The organism is Verrucosispora sp. TAA-831 (assembly GCF_050780145.1).
Classification (GTDB): Bacteria; Actinomycetota; Actinomycetes; order Mycobacteriales; family Micromonosporaceae; genus Micromonospora.
The window spans coordinates 6,090,702-6,105,861 of record NZ_CP192240.1; the positions used below are offsets into that span (position 1 = coordinate 6,090,702).

The window sequence follows — 15,160 nt, forward strand, 5'->3', positions numbered from 1 at the left end:
GTGCCCGGACCCCGGGCGACACGCCTGGCGTGCATCGGTTACAACGATGAACGTGGAAAACCGCCCCCGTCGCCGACTCCGGTCGGCCTCCGTGCAGCTCGGCGCGCTCACCGCCCTCGCGCTCGCCCTCTCCGGCTGCAACATGTCCTCCGACGACGACGATGACGACTGCGCCATGGGCCCGGCCGGGGGCGGTGAGACAGTCGCCCTGGCGATGCGGATCCCGACACCGTCGGTCGACACCGCCGCCACCCGAGGCGCCCCGGAGCCGGTCGGCGCGTCCGTGCCCGACCGGGGTGGCTTCGGCACCCATCTCGCCTCCTGCGGCGGCTGACGGTGCGTCGGGAGCAGGTCACGCCGCGACCCGACTGGGACGCGACCATCCGCGCGCAGGGGCTGGTGTACGTCGACACCGAGCTGCCCGACGGCGGGGTGATGTCGTACTGGGACGAGACCGCCGCGTACGCCTTCGAGCTGGACGAGGTGCTGCGGCTGGAGGAGGCCACCGAGGAGCTGCACCGGATGTCGGTCGCCGCCGCCGAGCACGTGGTCGCCCGCAACCGGTACGCCGAGTTCGGCATCCCGCAGTGGGCGACCGAGGCGGTGGCCCGGTCGCTGCGCGAGACGCCGCCGACCCTCTACGGCCGGTTCGACCTCTGGTACGACGGCAGTTGGCCGCCGAAGCTGCTGGAGTACAACGCGGACACCCCGACCGCGCTGGTCGAGGCGAGCATCATCCAGTGGTACTGGCTGGAGCACACCCGCCCGGAGCTGGATCAGTGGAACAGCCTGCACGAGCGGCTGGTGGGCGCCTGGGCGAAGATCGGCGCGGGTCTGCACGAGCGCCGGGTGCACGTGGTCTGGTCGAACGAGGAGGAGAGCGGCGAGGACCACATGACCGCCGGCTACCTGGCCGAGACCGCCCGTCAGGCCGGGCTGGAGGTGAAGCTGCTGCCGATCCAGGAGATCGGCTGGGACGGGCACCGCTTCGTCGACGCCGCCGACCGGCCGGTCACCACCTGCTTCAAGCTCTACCCGTGGGAGTGGATGCTGGCCGAGCCGTACGGGCCGCTGGCGCTGGACCCGGGTACGCCGACCACCTGGATCGAACCGGCCTGGAAGCTGCTGCTGTCCAACAAGGCGCTGCTGGCCGTGCTCTGGGAGCTGTACCCGGGGCACGAACTGCTGCTGCCGGCATACTTGGACTCGCCGCGCGGGATGACCGAGTACGTCGCCAAACCGCTGCTCGGCCGGGAGGGCGCAGCCGTACGGATCGTCACGGAAAGTGAGGAGATCACGAATCCGGGTGACTACGGCAGCGAGGGGTTCTGCTATCAGGAGTTCCGCGCGCTGCCCGAATTCAACGGGAGTCACCTGGTCCTGGGCGCGTGGGTGGTGGACGGCGAATCGGCCGGGGCGGGGTTGCGGGAGAGCGCCAGCCTGATCACTGATGGTTACGCCAGATTCCTTCCGCACTACATCGACGCGCCACGTCCGGGATGAGTCGTCTACCGTTGGAGTGTGAACTTCGACGCGTACGCCCGGACCGGAGTTGACCTCGTCAACGCCCGCCTGGACGACCTCGACGACCTGCGGGCCCTCTTCTGCGACGACCACGAGTGGATGCGCGACGAGGTCGCGGAGCGGGATCTGGCCACCTTCCGGCGCGCACAGAAGCGGCTCCGGGACGTCTTCGAGTACGGCACCACCGGGCGGGACGGCGAGGCGGTCGCCGAGCTGAACTCGCTGCTGGAGGTCCACCCGGTGCAGCCGCGCATCTCGGGGCACGACTCCAGCGACTGGCACATGCACGCGACCGGCCGGGGCGCCTCGGTCAGCTCGGAGTACCTGGCCGGCGCGGTCTGGGGCCTGTCGGTCTGGCTGTGCGAGTACGGCAGCGCCCGGTTCGGGGTCTGCGCCGACGACCGCTGCGGCAACGTCTACCTGGACACCTCGTCGAACTGCTGCCGCCGGTTCTGCTCGGAACGCTGCGCCACCCGCTCGCACGTGGCCGCCCACCGCGCCCGCAAGCGGGCCGCCGTGCCGGCCCAGAGCGACCCGTTGACCTCGGTCTCCTGACCGACCCGGCGGCGAAGCGACCGGGGTCGGGTCGCCGCGCCGGACTCGGCCGAGGTCAGGCCGCCTCGACCGGGGACGGCGTGTTCAGGTGCTGGCGGGCGAAGGCCAACGCCTCCCGCAGGTCCGCCTCGCGCACCTGACGACTCTTCGCGCCCCGGGTGGTGACCTCGACCGCCACCGAGCCGGTGAAGCCGCGCCCGGCCAGCGAGCGCAGCAGGTCGGCGCAGGGCTGTGTGCCGCGCCCGGGCACCAGGTGCTCGTCGCGCCCCTCGCCGGTGCCGTCACCGAGGTGCACGTGCGCCAGCCCGGACCCCATCCGGTCGGCCATCTCCAGCGCGTCGACGTGCGAGGCGGCGCAGTGCGACAGGTCGAGCGTGTACGAGCGGTAGCCCGTCTCGGTCGGGTCCCAGCCCGGCGCGTACGGCACGAACTGCCGACCGGCCATCCGCACCGGGTACATGTTCTCCACCGCGAAACGCAGCCCGCCGAACTCGTCGGCCACCGTGTCCAGCCCCTCGCCGAAGGTGCGGGCGTAGTCCCGCTGCCAGGTGAACGGCGGGTGCACCACCACGGTCGGCGCCTGGAGCGTCTCGGCCAGCACGGCCGCCCGCCGCAGCCGTTCCCACGGGTCGGTGCTCCACACCCGCTGGGTCACCAGCAGGCAGGGGGCGTGCACGCTGAGCACCGGCACGCCGTAGTGGTCGGCCAGCCCGCGCAGCGCGCCGGCGTCCTGGCTGACGGCGTCGGTCCAGACCATCACCTCGATCCCGTCGTAGCCGAGCTCCGCGGCGAGCTGGAACGCCGCCGCGGTCCGCTCAGGGAAGACCGAGGAACTGGAGAGGAGCACCGGGACGCGGGAAGTCACACCACCGAGGGTAGCCGCCGGCCATTGCACCAATCCGATGATAATCCGCGAATCGGATTCTACGGACACCCGGTCTCACACCGGGTCACCCACCGGCCTCACACCGGTGCGATCCGATCCAGCCGGTCCAGGATCACACCCTCCCGCAGCGCCCACGGGCAGACGTCCACCGAGTCGACGCCGAGCCGACGCATGACCGCCTCGGCCACCACGGCACCGGCCAGGAGCTGGTGCGACCGGCCGGCGCTCACCCCCTCCAGCTCGACGAGCTGGGCCGGTGGGATGTGCCGGATGAAGCCGAGCACCTGCCGCAGCCCGGACCGGGTCAACCGGCGCTTGGCCCAGAGCCCGGCACCGCTGGGCGCGGCACCGGCGAGCCGGGCCAGGGTGCGGAACGTCTTGGAGGTGGCCACCGAACGGTCCCAACCCACCTCGGTCATCCGCTCGACCACCGGCTCCAGCAGGCCGTCGACGTACTCGCGCAGCTCGTCCACGGTCTCCGGCGCGGGCGGGCGGTCACTGCACGGATCCACGCCCAGCCGGTCCCGGGTCAGCCGACCGGCACCCAGCGGCAGCGAGACCGCCAGGTCGGGGTCCTCGTCGATGCCGGCCGCGATCTCCAGGGAGCCACCGCCGATGTCCAGCACCAGCAGCCGCCCCGCGGACCAGCCGAACCACCGCCGCACCGCGAGGAACGTCATCCGCGCCTCGTCCGCGCCGGGCAGGACCTCCAGGCGTACGCCGGTGGCGTCCCGGACCCGGGCCAACACCTCGGCGGCGTTGGTGGCCTCGCGTACCGCCGAGGTGGCGAAGGCGAGCAGCTCGTCCACGCCCAGGGCCTCGGCCGAGACACGCGCCGCGCCGACCGCCTCCACCAGGGCGTCCGCGCCGGTGTCGCGCAGCGCGCCGTCCGGGCCGATCTGCTCGGCGAGCCGCAGCACCACCTTCTCCGAGTGCGCCGGCCACGGGTGCGCCCCACGATGGGCGTCCACCACCAGCAGATGCACCGTGTTCGAACCGACATCGAGGACACCCAGTCGCATGGGGAAACACTAGGGGAGATCGGATCGCGTCACTCACCGGCCATCCCCGTACACCACGCGTACGCTGGGCCGAGTGACAGGGCAGATCGAACTCCGCGTGCTGGTGGACGACCCGGCGGACCCGCGCAGCCGTGAGGTGCCGCTGGACTTCCCTCGGGAGTGGATCGAGTTCACCGACCCGGCCGACGAGCGGCACCTGATCCGGGCCGACCTCACCTGGCTGCTGTCCCGGTGGACCTGCGTCTTCGGGCAGGGCTGTCACGGCATCATCGCCGGCCGCTCCGCCGACGGCTGCTGCTCGCACGGCGCGTTCTTCACCGACTCCGACGACGAGAAGCGGGTACGCGGCGCGGTGAAGCGACTCACCCCGCAGACCTGGCAGCACTACCGGCGCGGCACCAAGAACTGGACCGAGAACGACACCGTGGACGGCAAGAACCCGGCGCGGCGTACCGCCACCCAGGGGCCGGACGCGCCGTGCGTCTTCCTCAACGACGCCGACTTCCCCGGCGGGGGCGGGTGCGCACTGCACGCCCAGGCGCTGCGCGACGGGGTGCACCCACTGGAGTACAAGCCGGACGTCTGCTGGCAGTTGCCGGTCCGCCGGGACCAGGAGTGGGTGAAGCGGCCGGACAACACCAAGGTGCTGGTCTCCACGCTGGCCGAGTTCGACCGGCGGGGCTGGGGCGCGGGCGGACACGACCTCGACTGGTGGTGCACGTCCTCCACCGACGCTCACGTCGGCACCGAGCCGATGTACCTCTCCTACGGCCCGGAGTTGACCGCCCTGGTCGGCGCCGCCGCGTACGCCCGGCTGGCCGAGCTGTGCGCGGCGCGGATCCGGCAGGGCCTGGTCGCACCGCACCCGGCCGACCCGGCCTGACAGCCGGTCGCCGGGCGGCGGATCACGGCTCGAACTTGTAGCCCAGGCCGCGCACCGTGACGATGTGGCGCGGGGTGGACGGCTCCGGCTCGATCTTGGAACGCAGGCGCTTGACGTGTACGTCCAGCGTCTTGGTGTCGCCCACGTAGTCGGCGCCCCAGACGCGGTCGATCAACTGTCCCCGGGTGAGCACCCGGCCGGCGTTGCGCAGCAGCAGTTCGAGCAGCTCGAACTCCTTGAGCGGCAACTGCACCGCACCGCCGTCGACGGTGACCACGTGCCGTTCGATGTCCATCCGGACCGGGCCGGCGGCCAGCGTCGGCAGGCCCGACTCGGTCGTCTCGGGGGTCTGCCGGCGCAGCACCGCCCGGATCCGGGCGACCAGTTCCCGGGGCGAGTACGGCTTGGTGACGTAGTCGTCGGCGCCGATCTCCAGGCCGACCACCTTGTCGATCTCGCTGTCCCGCGCGGTGACCATGATGATCGGCACGTGCGACCGCTGCCGGAGCTGCCGGCAGACCTCGGTCCCGGACATCTCCGGCAGCATCAGGTCGAGCAGGACGATGTCGGCCCCGGCCCGGTCGAACTCGGTCAGCGCCGACGTGCCCGTGGCGGCCACGGAGACCTCGAACCCCTCCTTGCGGAGCATGTACGACAGGGCGTCGGAGAAGGACTCCTCGTCCTCGACCACCAGTACGCGGCTCAACGGTGTTTCCTTCCTTCCGGGTCGGACCGGGCGACGCCCGGCCTGATCCATGTGCGGTCAGACCTGCCGGAGGTCGGCCGAACCGGCCTCGATCCCAGCAGCCGGCAGTGTCGCCAGCAGGTCGTCCGGCGGTCGGGCCGGCAGCCGGAGGGTGAACGTCGACCCACCACCAAGAGTGCTCGTCACGTCCACCCGGCCGCCATGGTTGCTCGCGATGTGTTTGACGATGGCCAGCCCCAGGCCGGTGCCGCCGGTGGAGCGGGACCGCGCCTGGTCGGCCCGGTAGAACCGCTCGAAGATCCGGTCCACGTCGGTGGGCGCGATCCCGATGCCCTGGTCGGTCACGGCGATCTCCACGTGGTCGTCGGTGGCCCGCGTGGTGATCCATACCGTGGTGTCCTCGCCCGAGTAGTTCACGGCGTTCTCCACCAGGTTCGCCACCGCCGTGGCCAGTTGGCTGTCGCTGCCGTACACGGTCAGTCCCCGGCCGGAGTCGGCCGTCACCTGGATCCGGCGGGCGGCGGCCGTGGTCCGGGTCCGGTCCACCACCTCGGAGATGACCCAGTCGAGCGCGACCGGCTCCGGCGCGGGCTGCGGCTCGGCGCCCTGGAGCCGGGTCAGCTCCAGCAACTCCTGCACCAGCCGCCCCAACCGGGTCGACTCGTGCTGGATCCGCTCGGCGAACCGCCGGGCCGCCACCATGTCCTCGGAGAGGTCCGGCCGGTCCCCGTCGGGTGGTTCGGTGGCGTCCAGCAGCGCCTCGGCGAGCAGTTGCAGCGCGCCGATCGGGGTCTTCAGCTCGTGGCTGACGTTGGCCACGAAGTCGCGCCGCACCCGGGCCAGCCGGTGCGACTCGGTCACGTCGGCCGCCTCCACGGCGATGTAGCCGCCGCCCAGGCCCATCGCGCGCAGGTGCACGCCGAGCGGGTTGTCCCCGACGTTGTCGCGGCCCCGGGGCAGGTCCAGCTCGATCTCGCGGCGCACGCCGGTGCGGCGTACCTGCCCGGCCAGCGTACGGACCAGCGGATGGGCGATGATCGAACCCGGTCGCCCGCCGGTACGCAGCAGGCCCAGCGCACGGGCCGCCGGGTTGACGAGTACGGGTACGTCCTCGGGGTCGAGCACCACCACTCCGGCACGCAGCGAGTCGATCGCGCGGCGGCCGAGCCCGACCTGCACCTCGTCGGCGATCGTGTGCCTCCCCCTACCGAGCCGGAGACCGGCCCACCCACGTCCGGCGGAGCCCGCCGACCGGCGCGCCGCCGGGACGAACCGGGACAGCGACAGTCCGGCGACCACGCCCACCACCAGGGCCGAGGCCGCTCCCACCGTCACCGCCCACGTCACCCGGCGATCGTAGGGTCATTGTTAACCCGGCTACCGTACGGAACGGGACGAAGCACTCTCACTTCCGGGAAAGTTCACCTGCGCGTCCGGCTCAGTTCATCGGCGTTCACCTGAGGTCCTCCCGGTGCTCCTAGCTTGGGCGGCGTACCTGCACGAACCCCCGCCGGCCCGCTGCCGGCGCCGACCGACAGGACGTGAGCATGCGCGACGAGTTCCGGGCCGATCTCGACACGGTCAGCCAGATGCTGGTGGAGATGGCCGAGGGGGTACGGGCGGCGCTGCGCCAGGCGACCCGGGCCCTGCTCACCGCCGACCGGCAGGCGGCCGAATCGGTGATCGCGGGCGACGCCGGGATCGACGCGCTCTACCGGCAGGTGGAGGAGCGGGTCTGCGACCTGCTGGCCCGCCAGGCACCGGTCGCCTCCGACCTACGCGCCATGATCACCGCGCTGCACGTCGCCGCCGACCTGGAGCGGATGGGTGACCTGGCCGACCACGTCGCCAAGACCGCGCTGCGCCGGCACCCGTCGCCGGCCGTCCCGGCCGAGCTGCGACCGGTCTTCACCGACATGGCCGGCATCGCCGACCGGATGGCCGAGAAGATCGCCTCGGTGCTGGCGCGTCCGGACGCCACCGTCGCCGCCGAACTGGACGGCGACGACGACGCGATGGACGAGCTGCACAAGGGGCTGTTCGGGGTGCTGCTCGGCGAGGACTGGCCGTACGGCGTGGAGACGGCCATCGACGCGACCCTGCTCGGGCGCTTCTACGAGCGGTTCGCCGACCACGCGGTGAACAGTGGCGAGCACGTGGTCTACCTGATCACCGGCGAGCCGGTGACCCCGGCCTGAGACCGAAGGAAGGGTCCCCTACTAACGCCTCGCGTATAGCAGGGGACCCTTCCTAACGTCCGAGCCCGAGCCCGACGGGCCGGGTGCGATCAGCGGCCCTGGTTGGCCACCGCGGCGGCGGCGGCCTTGGCGGCCTCCGGGTCGAGGTAGGTGCCGCCCAGCGTCTGCGGACGCAACTGCGGGTCCAGGTCGTAGCGCAGCGGGATCCCGGTCGGGATGTTGAGCTTGGCGATCGCCTCGTCGCTGATCTGGTCCAGGTGCTTCACCAGCGCCCGCAGCGAGTTGCCGTGCGCCGCCACCAGCACGGTCCGGCCGGCCAGGATGTCCGGCACGATCGAGTCGTACCAGTACGGCAGCATCCGCTCGACGACGTCCTTGAGGCACTCGGTACGCGGCATCAGCTCGGTCGGCAGCAACGCGTACCGGGGGTCACCCACCTGCGACCACTCGTCGTCGTCCGCGATCGGGGGCGGCGGGGTGTCGTACGACCGGCGCCAGAGCATGAACTGCTCCTCGCCGTACTCGTTCAGGGTCTGCTTCTTGTCCTTGCCCTGTAGGGCGCCGTAGTGCCGCTCGTTGAGCCGCCACGACCGCCGCACCGCGATCCAGTGCCGGTCGGCGGCGTTCAGGGCCAGCTCGGCGGTGCGGATCGCGCGGCGCATCACGCTCGTGTGCACCACGTCGGGAAGCAGGTCGTGCTCGCGCAGCAGCTCGCCGCCGCGGCGCGCCTCGTTCTCCCCCTTCTCGGTCAGGTCCACGTCGACCCAGCCGGTGAAGAGGTTCTTGGCGTTCCAGTCGCTTTCGCCGTGCCGCAGCAGGACCAGCGTCCCGACGGTGGGTCCCTCGCTAGCTGTCATGCGGATCATCCTGCCGCAACCCGCGATCGGACGCGCGGGAAGGGGGGTGACGACCACCACGTGGAAAACGGGGTGACCGGTCTTCCGGCCGACATCTAAGTTGTAATGGATCATCTCGATTATTGGTCATTACCGAAACGGGGGTGCGCCCAGGTGCGCGCGATACGGGGCTGGTTCCGGGACACCACAGGCGGGCTACCGAAGACGTTCTGGTATCTCTGGACCGGGACGCTGATCAATCGCCTCGGCTCGTTCGTCCTCGTCTTCCTCGCCATCTATCTGACCCAGGAACGCGGCTTCTCGGCCTCGCAGGCGGGCCTGGTGATCGGCGCGTGGGGCGTCGGCGGTGCGTTCGGCACCACCGCCGGGGGTACGCTCACCGACCGTTGGGGACGGCGGCCCACCCTGCTCACCGCCCATCTCGGCGCGGCGACCATGATGCTCGCCCTCGGCTTCGCCCGGGACCTGTGGACCATCGCGGCGGGCGCGCTGCTGCTCGGCCTCTTCGCCGAGGCCGCCCGGCCGGCGTTCGGCGCGATGATGATCGACGTGGTGCCGGAACGGGACCGGCTGCGCGCCTTCTCGCTCAACTACTGGGCGATCAACCTCGGCTTCGCCTGCGCGGCGGTGCTGGCCGGCTTCGCCGCCCAGGCCGGTTACCTGCTGCTGTTCGTGGTCAACGCGTCTACCACGCTGGTCACCGCACTGATCATCTTCAACCGGGTACGGGAGACCCGCACGGTCACCGTGAGCGTGCCCCGCGACGGCAAGCCCACCGGCGCACTGCGCACCATCCTCACCGACCGGGTGTACCTGGGCTTCGTGGCACTCAACCTGCTCGGCGCGCTGGTCTTCCTCCAGCACATCTCGATGCTGCCGATCGCGATGGCCGACTCCGGCCTGACCCCGGCCACGTACGGCTCGGTGATCGCGCTCAACGGGGTCCTCATCGTCGCCGGCCAACTCTTCGTACCCCGGCTGATCCGGGGTCGTAACCGCTCGCACGTGCTCGCCCTGGCGGCGGTGGTGATGGGCGTCGGCTTCGGCCTGACCGCCTTCGCCGACGTGGCCTGGTTCTACGGGCTCACCGTGCTGATCTGGACGTTGGGCGAGATGCTCAACTCGCCGTCCAACGCCACCCTCATCGCCGAACTCTCCCCCGGCGAGCTGCGCGGTCGCTACCAGGGCGTCTTCTCGCTCTCCTGGCAGCTCGCCGGGGCGGCGGCACCGATCCTCGGCGGCCTGGTCCGGGAGCAGGCCGGCAACGCCACCCTCTGGCTGGGCTGTGCCGTCATCGGCGCGGTGATGGCGGTGGGTCACCTGGTCTCCGGACCGGCCCGGGAACGGCGCGCGCTGGCGCTGCGTACCGCCGGGGCCGCCCCCGTGGTGACCGTGCAGTCGACCGCCCCGCAACCGGCGGCGCCCCAGGCGGCCGAGCCGGTGGCCACCGGCAAGAGCTGAGCCCGCCCCTGGCCCCACCCCTCCGGGCGGCTCAGGCAAGATCTGTTAGGTGTCCGAACAGATCGAGGAGGTCGGGGTGCGGGCCGCAGACCAGCACGACGGCGGTACGGCCACCGGGTCGCGCCGCTGGCTCGCCGACACCGCGGGTGGACTGCCCGCCACCTTCTGGTACCTCTGGGCCGGGCTGCTGATCAACCGGGCCGGCGCGTTCGCGATGCTGTTCCTGTCGCTCTACCTGACCGCCGCCCGGGGCGCGAGCGAGTCGCTGGCCGGGGTGGTCGTCGGGGCGTACGGCGCCGGTGGGGCGGCCGGGGTGCTGCTCGGCGGGGTGCTGGCCGACCGCTGGGGGCGACGGTCGACCCTGGTGTTCGCGCACCTGGTCACCGCCGGGCTGATGGTCGCGCTCGCGCTGAGCCAGCACCTCGCGGTGATCGCGGCGCTCGCCCTGCTGGTCGGCGTGACGCACTCGATGCCCAGCCCGGCGTTCGTCGCGGCGATCGTCGACGTGGTCCCGGAACACCGCCGCTCGCGCGCCTTCAACCTCCAGTTCTGGGCCTTCAACCTGGGCATGGCGGTGGCCTCGCTGCTCGCCGGGCTGCTGGCCGAGGCGAGCTACGTCGCGCTCTTCCTGGTGGACGCCGCCGCCACGCTGGCCACCGCGCTGCTGATCGCCTGGAAGGTCCCGGAGACGCTGCCCGCCCGGTCGGCACCGGCAGCGGGTACGACACCGGAACCGCCGACCTCCGTCCGGCGTACGCGTCGCCCCGGGCTACACACCGCGCTCACCGACCGTCACTTCCTGGTCTTCGTCGGGCTGACCTTCGTGCTGGCGGTCCTGACCATGCAGGCGTCGACGATCATGCCGTTGGCGATGCGCGCGGACGGGCTCGGCCCGTCGGCGTACGGCACGGTGGTGGCCCTCGGCGGGGTGCTGATCGTGCTCGGGCAACTCTTCGTGCCCCGGCTCATCGACCGGCACCGCAAGGGCAGCGTCCTGGCCCTCTCCACGGCACTGCTGGCGATCGGCTTCGGTGCGCTGGCCGTCGCCGACGACCTCGTCTTCTACCTGGGCGCGTGCGTGGTCTGGACGGTCGGCTCCATGCTGGCCGCGCCGCCGAACGCGCAGATCAACGCCGACCTGGCACCACCGGCCCTGCGGGCCCGCTACCAGTCCGTGTTCTATCTGGCCTTCCCGGCGGCGTCGTTCGTGGCACCGACGCTCGGCGGGTTCAGCCTCCAGCAGTGGGGCGACGCACACTGGCTGATCGTCGGCGCGCTGGGACTGGTGGCGGCCGGTGGCCACCTGCTCGCCGGGCCGCCTCGGGAACGCCGGGTGGCCGCGCTGCGGCAGGCTCCGGTGGAACCGGTCGCCGCCGCGTCCTGAGACGCCCCGCGAGACGCGTGGTGCCCGGTACGCGGGGCGTACCGGGCACTCGCGTCGTACGACCGGCGGCGGCGGGCGGCACTCACCCCCGTAAGCGACGCCCGCTCGCGCCGCCGGTCCAAACAGGTGGGGCACCGTCCCCCAACGGTGTTGATCCACCCGTCCCCCGACACCCCACTCGGTGCACGGACCTGATCGGTCCGCCGCTCCCCCGAACGGTTCCGAGCGTGGCGCGGTGCAATAAAGTTAGTTCGGCCAGCAGGGGCGATTCAACTCGAACGGCTGTCTCGCCCGTCACAACGCGCCGTTCCGGTCCCAGGACCAGCGCGTTCACCCCTACCTGGCGCCAACAGCGGGTACCCGACCGCGATTCCCGCAAACCTCAGCCGTCCTCCCGATCGGGTGACTCGGTACGGAAGAAGTTGCTCGGCCGACCGTCCCGCAACTGCTCCTGGAAGATCAGGTTCAGTCGCCGCAGATCGAAGGTACGGAACCACTCCTCCCAGGTGATCTCCCGGATCCGGCTGCTCTCCCGGTACCCCGGGATGTTGAACGTCAGCACCCCGGCCCGACCGTCCCGCTCCGTACCGCTGATCGTCGCCGGCTTCGCGCCACGCGCCCGGGCCCACCGCTGGATCACGTCGTGGTTGCTGGTGACCAGGCTGCGGCCGGGACGTTCCGGCCGATCCTGGAGCGAGGCGATGACCTGCGACGACCGGATCGACCGAGCGGTCGACCGGCCGGTACGCACCGCCCCGCCCCGCGACGACGTGGCCTTCGCCGCCCCGGCCCGGCCCGGCGTGGCCGTACCCGTGGTGCTCTTGCGGGCCGTACCGGTCGTCTTCCGGGCCGTCGTGGCCTTCCGGGCCGTCGTGGCCTTCCGGGCCGTCGTGGCCTTCCGGGCCGGAGTCGTCTTGCGGGCTGCGGTGGTGCTCCGGGCCGGGCTGGTGCTCCGAGCCGCAGCGGTGCTCTTGCGCGCCGTGGTGGTGCTCGTGCGGGCGGTCGTGCTCTTGCGGGCGGTGGTCGTCTTGCGGGCCGCAGCGGTCGTCGCCTTGCGGGCCGACGTGGCGCGCTTGGCGGGTGCCGCCTTCGCCCGGCCCGGCGCGGTACGGGCCGACGTGGTCTGCCGCGTCCCGGACGCCTTCGTGGCCTTGGCCCGACCGGCCGGGCCACTGCTGCGGCGGGCGGCGCCACCGGACCGCATGGTCTTGGCCAGCGCCTTCACCAGCTCCGGCTTACGCAACGCGGAGATGCCCGAGACGCCGTACCGCCGCAACTGGCCCCGGATGTCCTCCGCCCGCATCTGCGAGATCTCCGACTCCGACATCCGGGCGGTGCTGCTGTTCCGTCGTGTGGTGCTGGTCGCGGTCCCGCCGCGACCCGAGCTGCTTCGCTGAGCCATGGACGCTCACGCTCCTCGACACTCGGTCTCGGCGCGGCGGGTCCCAACGCCGCACCGCGCGGTGCGGCGGCTTACCCGTCAGGAGCGATCCGAATCCCCGTTCGTGCCGAACGGCTCGCCTCGCTGCGGCAACGTCCCGCCCTGCGACGCCGACGGCTGACCGTGCGGAGACGGCTCACCGTGCGGAGTCCGCTCGACTTACGGAGATGTCTCACCCTGCGGAGACCGCTCGGCCTGCGGAGACCGCTCGGCCTGCGGCGACGGCTCGAAGAGGTGAGCGAAGGCGGCGAGGTTCGCGGTGGATTCGCCCCGCTTGACCCGCCACTCCCACTCCCGCCGGATGGAACCGCCGAAGCCGATCTCCAGCATCGTGTCGAAGGACTCGTCGGCATAGGTGAGGACCGCGCCGAGCAGCCGGTCGAGTTCGTCGGCGTCGACACCGGCGGGGTTGACCCGGCCGGTCAGGTAGACGTCCCCGACCGCGTCGACGGAGAAGGACACCGCGTACATCCGGGCGTTGCGTTGCAACAGCCAGGCCCACAGTTCCTCGCGGCGCTCGTCCGGCTGGCGCATCACGAACGCCTCGATCCGCAGCGCGTGCTCGCCGACGATCAGGTTGCAGATCGTCTTGAGTTTGTGCGTGCCGGGCAGGGTCACCGCGTACGACCCCGGGCCGGTGGACTCCCAGTCCAACTCCCGCTCGGCGCAGACCGACTCGATCAGGGCCCCAAGGTCACTCATCGGATCAACTCTACGGATGTAAGGAAGGGACCCCTGCTATACACGAGGCGTTAGTAAGGTGCCCTTCCTTACATCCAACCTCACGCGCAGCGCTACCAGGAGCGGGATGCGGTGAGTTCGGCGGTGAGACGGGCCCGGTGGGCGGCGATCGCCTCGCCGTAGACCGTCAGCAGGCTCTCGGCGGTGCGGTGCCAGGAGAAGTCGCGAGCGTGTCGGGCCGCCGCCACGGACAGCTCCGCCCGCAGGGCCCGGTCCGGCAGCAGGCGGCCGAGCGTACGCGCCCAGTCGACGGGATCGTGCCCACCGACCAGTACGCCGCTGACCTGATCGCGTACCGCGGTCACCAGGCCGCCCACGGCGGCGGCCACCACGGGCGTACCGCAGGCCTGGGCCTCCAGCGCGACCAGTCCGAAGCTCTCGTTGTACGACGGCACCGCGACCAGGTCGGCCGCCTGGTAGAGCAGGGGCAGGTCGGTGCCGGTGCGCGGCGGCAGGAAGTGCACCCGGTCGGTGACGCCGAGCGTGGCAGCCAGCTCGATCAGCGCGGTGGGCCGGTCCAGTCCGCTGCCGCTGGGACCGCCGCAGATCACCACCGCCACCTCCTGTGCCAGGGCCGGGTCCCGGTCACGCAACGCCGCGATCGCCCGGATCAGCACGTCCGGGGCCTTCAGTGGCTGGATCCGACCGACGAAGGCGACCAGATGCCCCCGGACGGGCAGGCCGAGCCGGGTACGGGCGGCGACGGTGGCGGCCTCCCGGTCGCCGGTGACCGGGCGGAACCGGTCCAGGTCCACGCCGGGTTCGACGACCGCGACCCGGGCCGGGTCGGCGTCGTACCGGTCGATCAGGTCCCGCGCCTCGACCTGGGTGTTCGCCACCAGCCGGTCGGCCTCGGCGACCACCTGCTCCTCGCCGATCACCCGGGCCTTGGGTTCCGGCCGGTCCCCGACGGCGAGCCGCGCGTTCTTCACCTTGGCCAGGGTGTGCGCGGTGTGCACCAGCGGTACGCCCCAGCGCTCCTTGGCCAGCCAGCCGACCTGGCCGGAGAGCCAGTAGTGGGAGTGGATCAGGTCGTAGTGGCCCGGTGGGCGGGCCGCCTCGGCACGCAGCACTCCGGCGGTGAAGGCGCAGAGTTGGCCGGGCAGTTCCTCCTTGGTCAGTCCTTCCAGCGGACCGGCCATCACGTGCCGGACCTGCACGCCCGGGGCGACTTCCACCACCGGGGGCAGGTCGCCGGAGGTGGCACGGGTGAAGATCTCCACCGCCACGTCCGCCTCGGCGAGCCGCCGGGCGACCTCCAGGATGTAGACGTTCATGCCGCCCGCGTCGCCGGTGCCTGGCTGGTGCAGGGGTGAGGTGTGCACCGAGAGCGTCGCGATCCGTCGGGGACGGGGCCACGGGAGGGCACCTCGCTGACGTCCGACACCGGTGTGCATTTCCGCCACGTCCGCTCCCTTTGCCACGGTTGATGCCGACGCGCGCCACCGGCGCTCCTGCGTCAACCTCCACGCCGGATGTCATCTTCCCGATCGGCGGCCGGA

The 15,160-nt window shown here is 71.9% G+C and carries 15 protein-coding genes; 7 read left to right on the forward strand and 8 right to left on the reverse strand.

Translation table 11 applies throughout. The annotated features are described in order from the left end of the window. The first annotated feature begins 46 nt into the window (after positions 1-46). Genes ACQVFL_RS27105 through ACQVFL_RS27115 form a run of 3 tightly spaced genes read left to right on the forward strand, consistent with a single transcriptional unit; the run spans position 47 to position 2,079 of the window. Complete coding sequence (locus ACQVFL_RS27105) at positions 47-334, forward strand: hypothetical protein (protein ID WP_431727865.1); 288 nt, start codon at positions 47-49, stop codon at positions 332-334. 2 nt (positions 335-336) lie between these two features. After that, a complete protein-coding gene (locus tag ACQVFL_RS27110) occupies positions 337-1,503 on the forward strand; it encodes a glutathionylspermidine synthase family protein (RefSeq protein ID WP_431727866.1) in 1,167 nt (388 codons plus the stop codon). Between the two features lie 18 nt (positions 1,504-1,521). After that, a complete protein-coding gene (locus tag ACQVFL_RS27115; protein WP_396690070.1) occupies positions 1,522-2,079 on the forward strand; it encodes a CGNR zinc finger domain-containing protein in 558 nt (185 codons plus the stop codon). A gap of 55 nt (positions 2,080-2,134) precedes the next feature. Here the strand turns inward: ACQVFL_RS27115 and ACQVFL_RS27120 are convergent, their stop codons facing one another. Beyond that, positions 2,135-2,944, reverse strand: a complete 810-nt coding sequence (locus ACQVFL_RS27120; protein WP_396690068.1) for a sugar phosphate isomerase/epimerase family protein — start codon at positions 2,942-2,944, stop codon at positions 2,135-2,137. A 98-nt stretch (positions 2,945-3,042) separates the two neighbouring features. After that, positions 3,043-3,987 carry a Ppx/GppA phosphatase family protein gene (locus ACQVFL_RS27125; protein WP_396690066.1) on the reverse strand — a complete coding sequence of 315 codons (945 nt, stop codon included), beginning with the start codon at positions 3,985-3,987 and terminating at the stop codon, positions 3,043-3,045. 73 nt (positions 3,988-4,060) lie between these two features. Between ACQVFL_RS27125 and ACQVFL_RS27130 the strand changes: the two genes are divergently transcribed. After that, entirely contained in the window at positions 4,061-4,870 is an 810-nt protein-coding gene (locus ACQVFL_RS27130) for a hypothetical protein (RefSeq protein WP_396690065.1), read from the forward strand. A gap of 22 nt (positions 4,871-4,892) precedes the next feature. Here ACQVFL_RS27130 and ACQVFL_RS27135 read toward each other — a convergent pair whose 3' ends face one another. Continuing rightward, positions 4,893-5,576, reverse strand: a complete 684-nt coding sequence (locus tag ACQVFL_RS27135; RefSeq protein WP_396690063.1) for a response regulator — start codon at positions 5,574-5,576, stop codon at positions 4,893-4,895. A 57-nt stretch (positions 5,577-5,633) separates the two neighbouring features. Further along, on the reverse strand, positions 5,634-6,923 hold the full coding sequence (locus ACQVFL_RS27140; RefSeq protein ID WP_431727867.1) for an ATP-binding protein: 1,290 nt from the start codon (positions 6,921-6,923) through the stop codon (positions 5,634-5,636). Between the two features lie 200 nt (positions 6,924-7,123). On the opposite strand from ACQVFL_RS27140, the gene phoU reads away from it, so the two are divergent. Next, positions 7,124-7,774, forward strand: a complete 651-nt coding sequence (gene phoU / locus ACQVFL_RS27145; RefSeq protein ID WP_350693054.1) for a phosphate signaling complex protein PhoU — start codon at positions 7,124-7,126, stop codon at positions 7,772-7,774. Positions 7,775-7,863: 89 nt separating this feature from the next. On the opposite strand, the gene ACQVFL_RS27150 is transcribed toward phoU, so the two are convergent. Then, positions 7,864-8,631 (reverse strand): phosphoglyceromutase, encoded by a 768-nt coding sequence (locus ACQVFL_RS27150; protein WP_350693055.1) that lies wholly within the window; start codon positions 8,629-8,631, stop codon positions 7,864-7,866. 153 nt (positions 8,632-8,784) lie between these two features. Here ACQVFL_RS27150 and ACQVFL_RS27155 point away from each other — a divergent pair, with 153 nt between their 5' ends. Both ACQVFL_RS27155 and ACQVFL_RS27160 read left to right on the forward strand, forming a co-directional pair. After that, complete coding sequence (locus tag ACQVFL_RS27155) at positions 8,785-10,092, forward strand: MDR family MFS transporter (RefSeq protein ID WP_396690059.1); 1,308 nt, start codon at positions 8,785-8,787, stop codon at positions 10,090-10,092. 49 nt (positions 10,093-10,141) lie between these two features. Beyond that, complete coding sequence (locus tag ACQVFL_RS27160; RefSeq protein ID WP_396690057.1) at positions 10,142-11,476, forward strand: MFS transporter; 1,335 nt, start codon at positions 10,142-10,144, stop codon at positions 11,474-11,476. A 382-nt stretch (positions 11,477-11,858) separates the two neighbouring features. On the opposite strand, the gene ACQVFL_RS27165 is transcribed toward ACQVFL_RS27160, so the two are convergent. From ACQVFL_RS27165 to mshA, 3 genes are all read right to left on the reverse strand, one after another. Continuing rightward, entirely contained in the window at positions 11,859-12,779 is a 921-nt protein-coding gene (locus ACQVFL_RS27165; RefSeq protein ID WP_431729900.1) for a hypothetical protein, read from the reverse strand. Positions 12,780-13,076: 297 nt separating this feature from the next. Continuing rightward, the gene (locus tag ACQVFL_RS27170; protein ID WP_431727868.1) at positions 13,077-13,619 is read right to left on the reverse strand and encodes a YbjN domain-containing protein; all 543 of its coding nucleotides are present in this window, start codon (positions 13,617-13,619) and stop codon (positions 13,077-13,079) included. A gap of 92 nt (positions 13,620-13,711) precedes the next feature. Then, positions 13,712-15,064: a D-inositol-3-phosphate glycosyltransferase gene (mshA, locus tag ACQVFL_RS27175; RefSeq protein ID WP_396690053.1), complete on the reverse strand. Its 1,353-nt coding sequence runs from the start codon at positions 15,062-15,064 to the stop codon at positions 13,712-13,714. Positions 15,065-15,160: the final 96 nt, after the last annotated feature.

What these genes read in the sequence shown, in the direction of transcription:
- ACQVFL_RS27105 (WP_431727865.1), top strand. Translation starts at nt 47, where the DNA reads ATGAACGTGGAAAACCGCCCCCGTCGCCGACTCCGGTCGGCCTCCGTG.
- ACQVFL_RS27125 (WP_396690066.1), bottom strand. Translation starts at nt 3,987, where the DNA reads ATGCGACTGGGTGTCCTCGATGTCGGTTCGAACACGGTGCATCTGCTG.
- phoU (WP_350693054.1), top strand. Translation starts at nt 7,124, where the DNA reads ATGCGCGACGAGTTCCGGGCCGATCTCGACACGGTCAGCCAGATGCTG.
- ACQVFL_RS27150 (WP_350693055.1), bottom strand. Translation starts at nt 8,631, where the DNA reads ATGACAGCTAGCGAGGGACCCACCGTCGGGACGCTGGTCCTGCTGCGG.
- ACQVFL_RS27165 (WP_431729900.1), bottom strand. Translation starts at nt 12,779, where the DNA reads ATGCGGGCGGAGGACATCCGGGGCCAGTTGCGGCGGTACGGCGTCTCG.
- ACQVFL_RS27170 (WP_431727868.1), bottom strand. Translation starts at nt 13,619, where the DNA reads ATGAGTGACCTTGGGGCCCTGATCGAGTCGGTCTGCGCCGAGCGGGAG.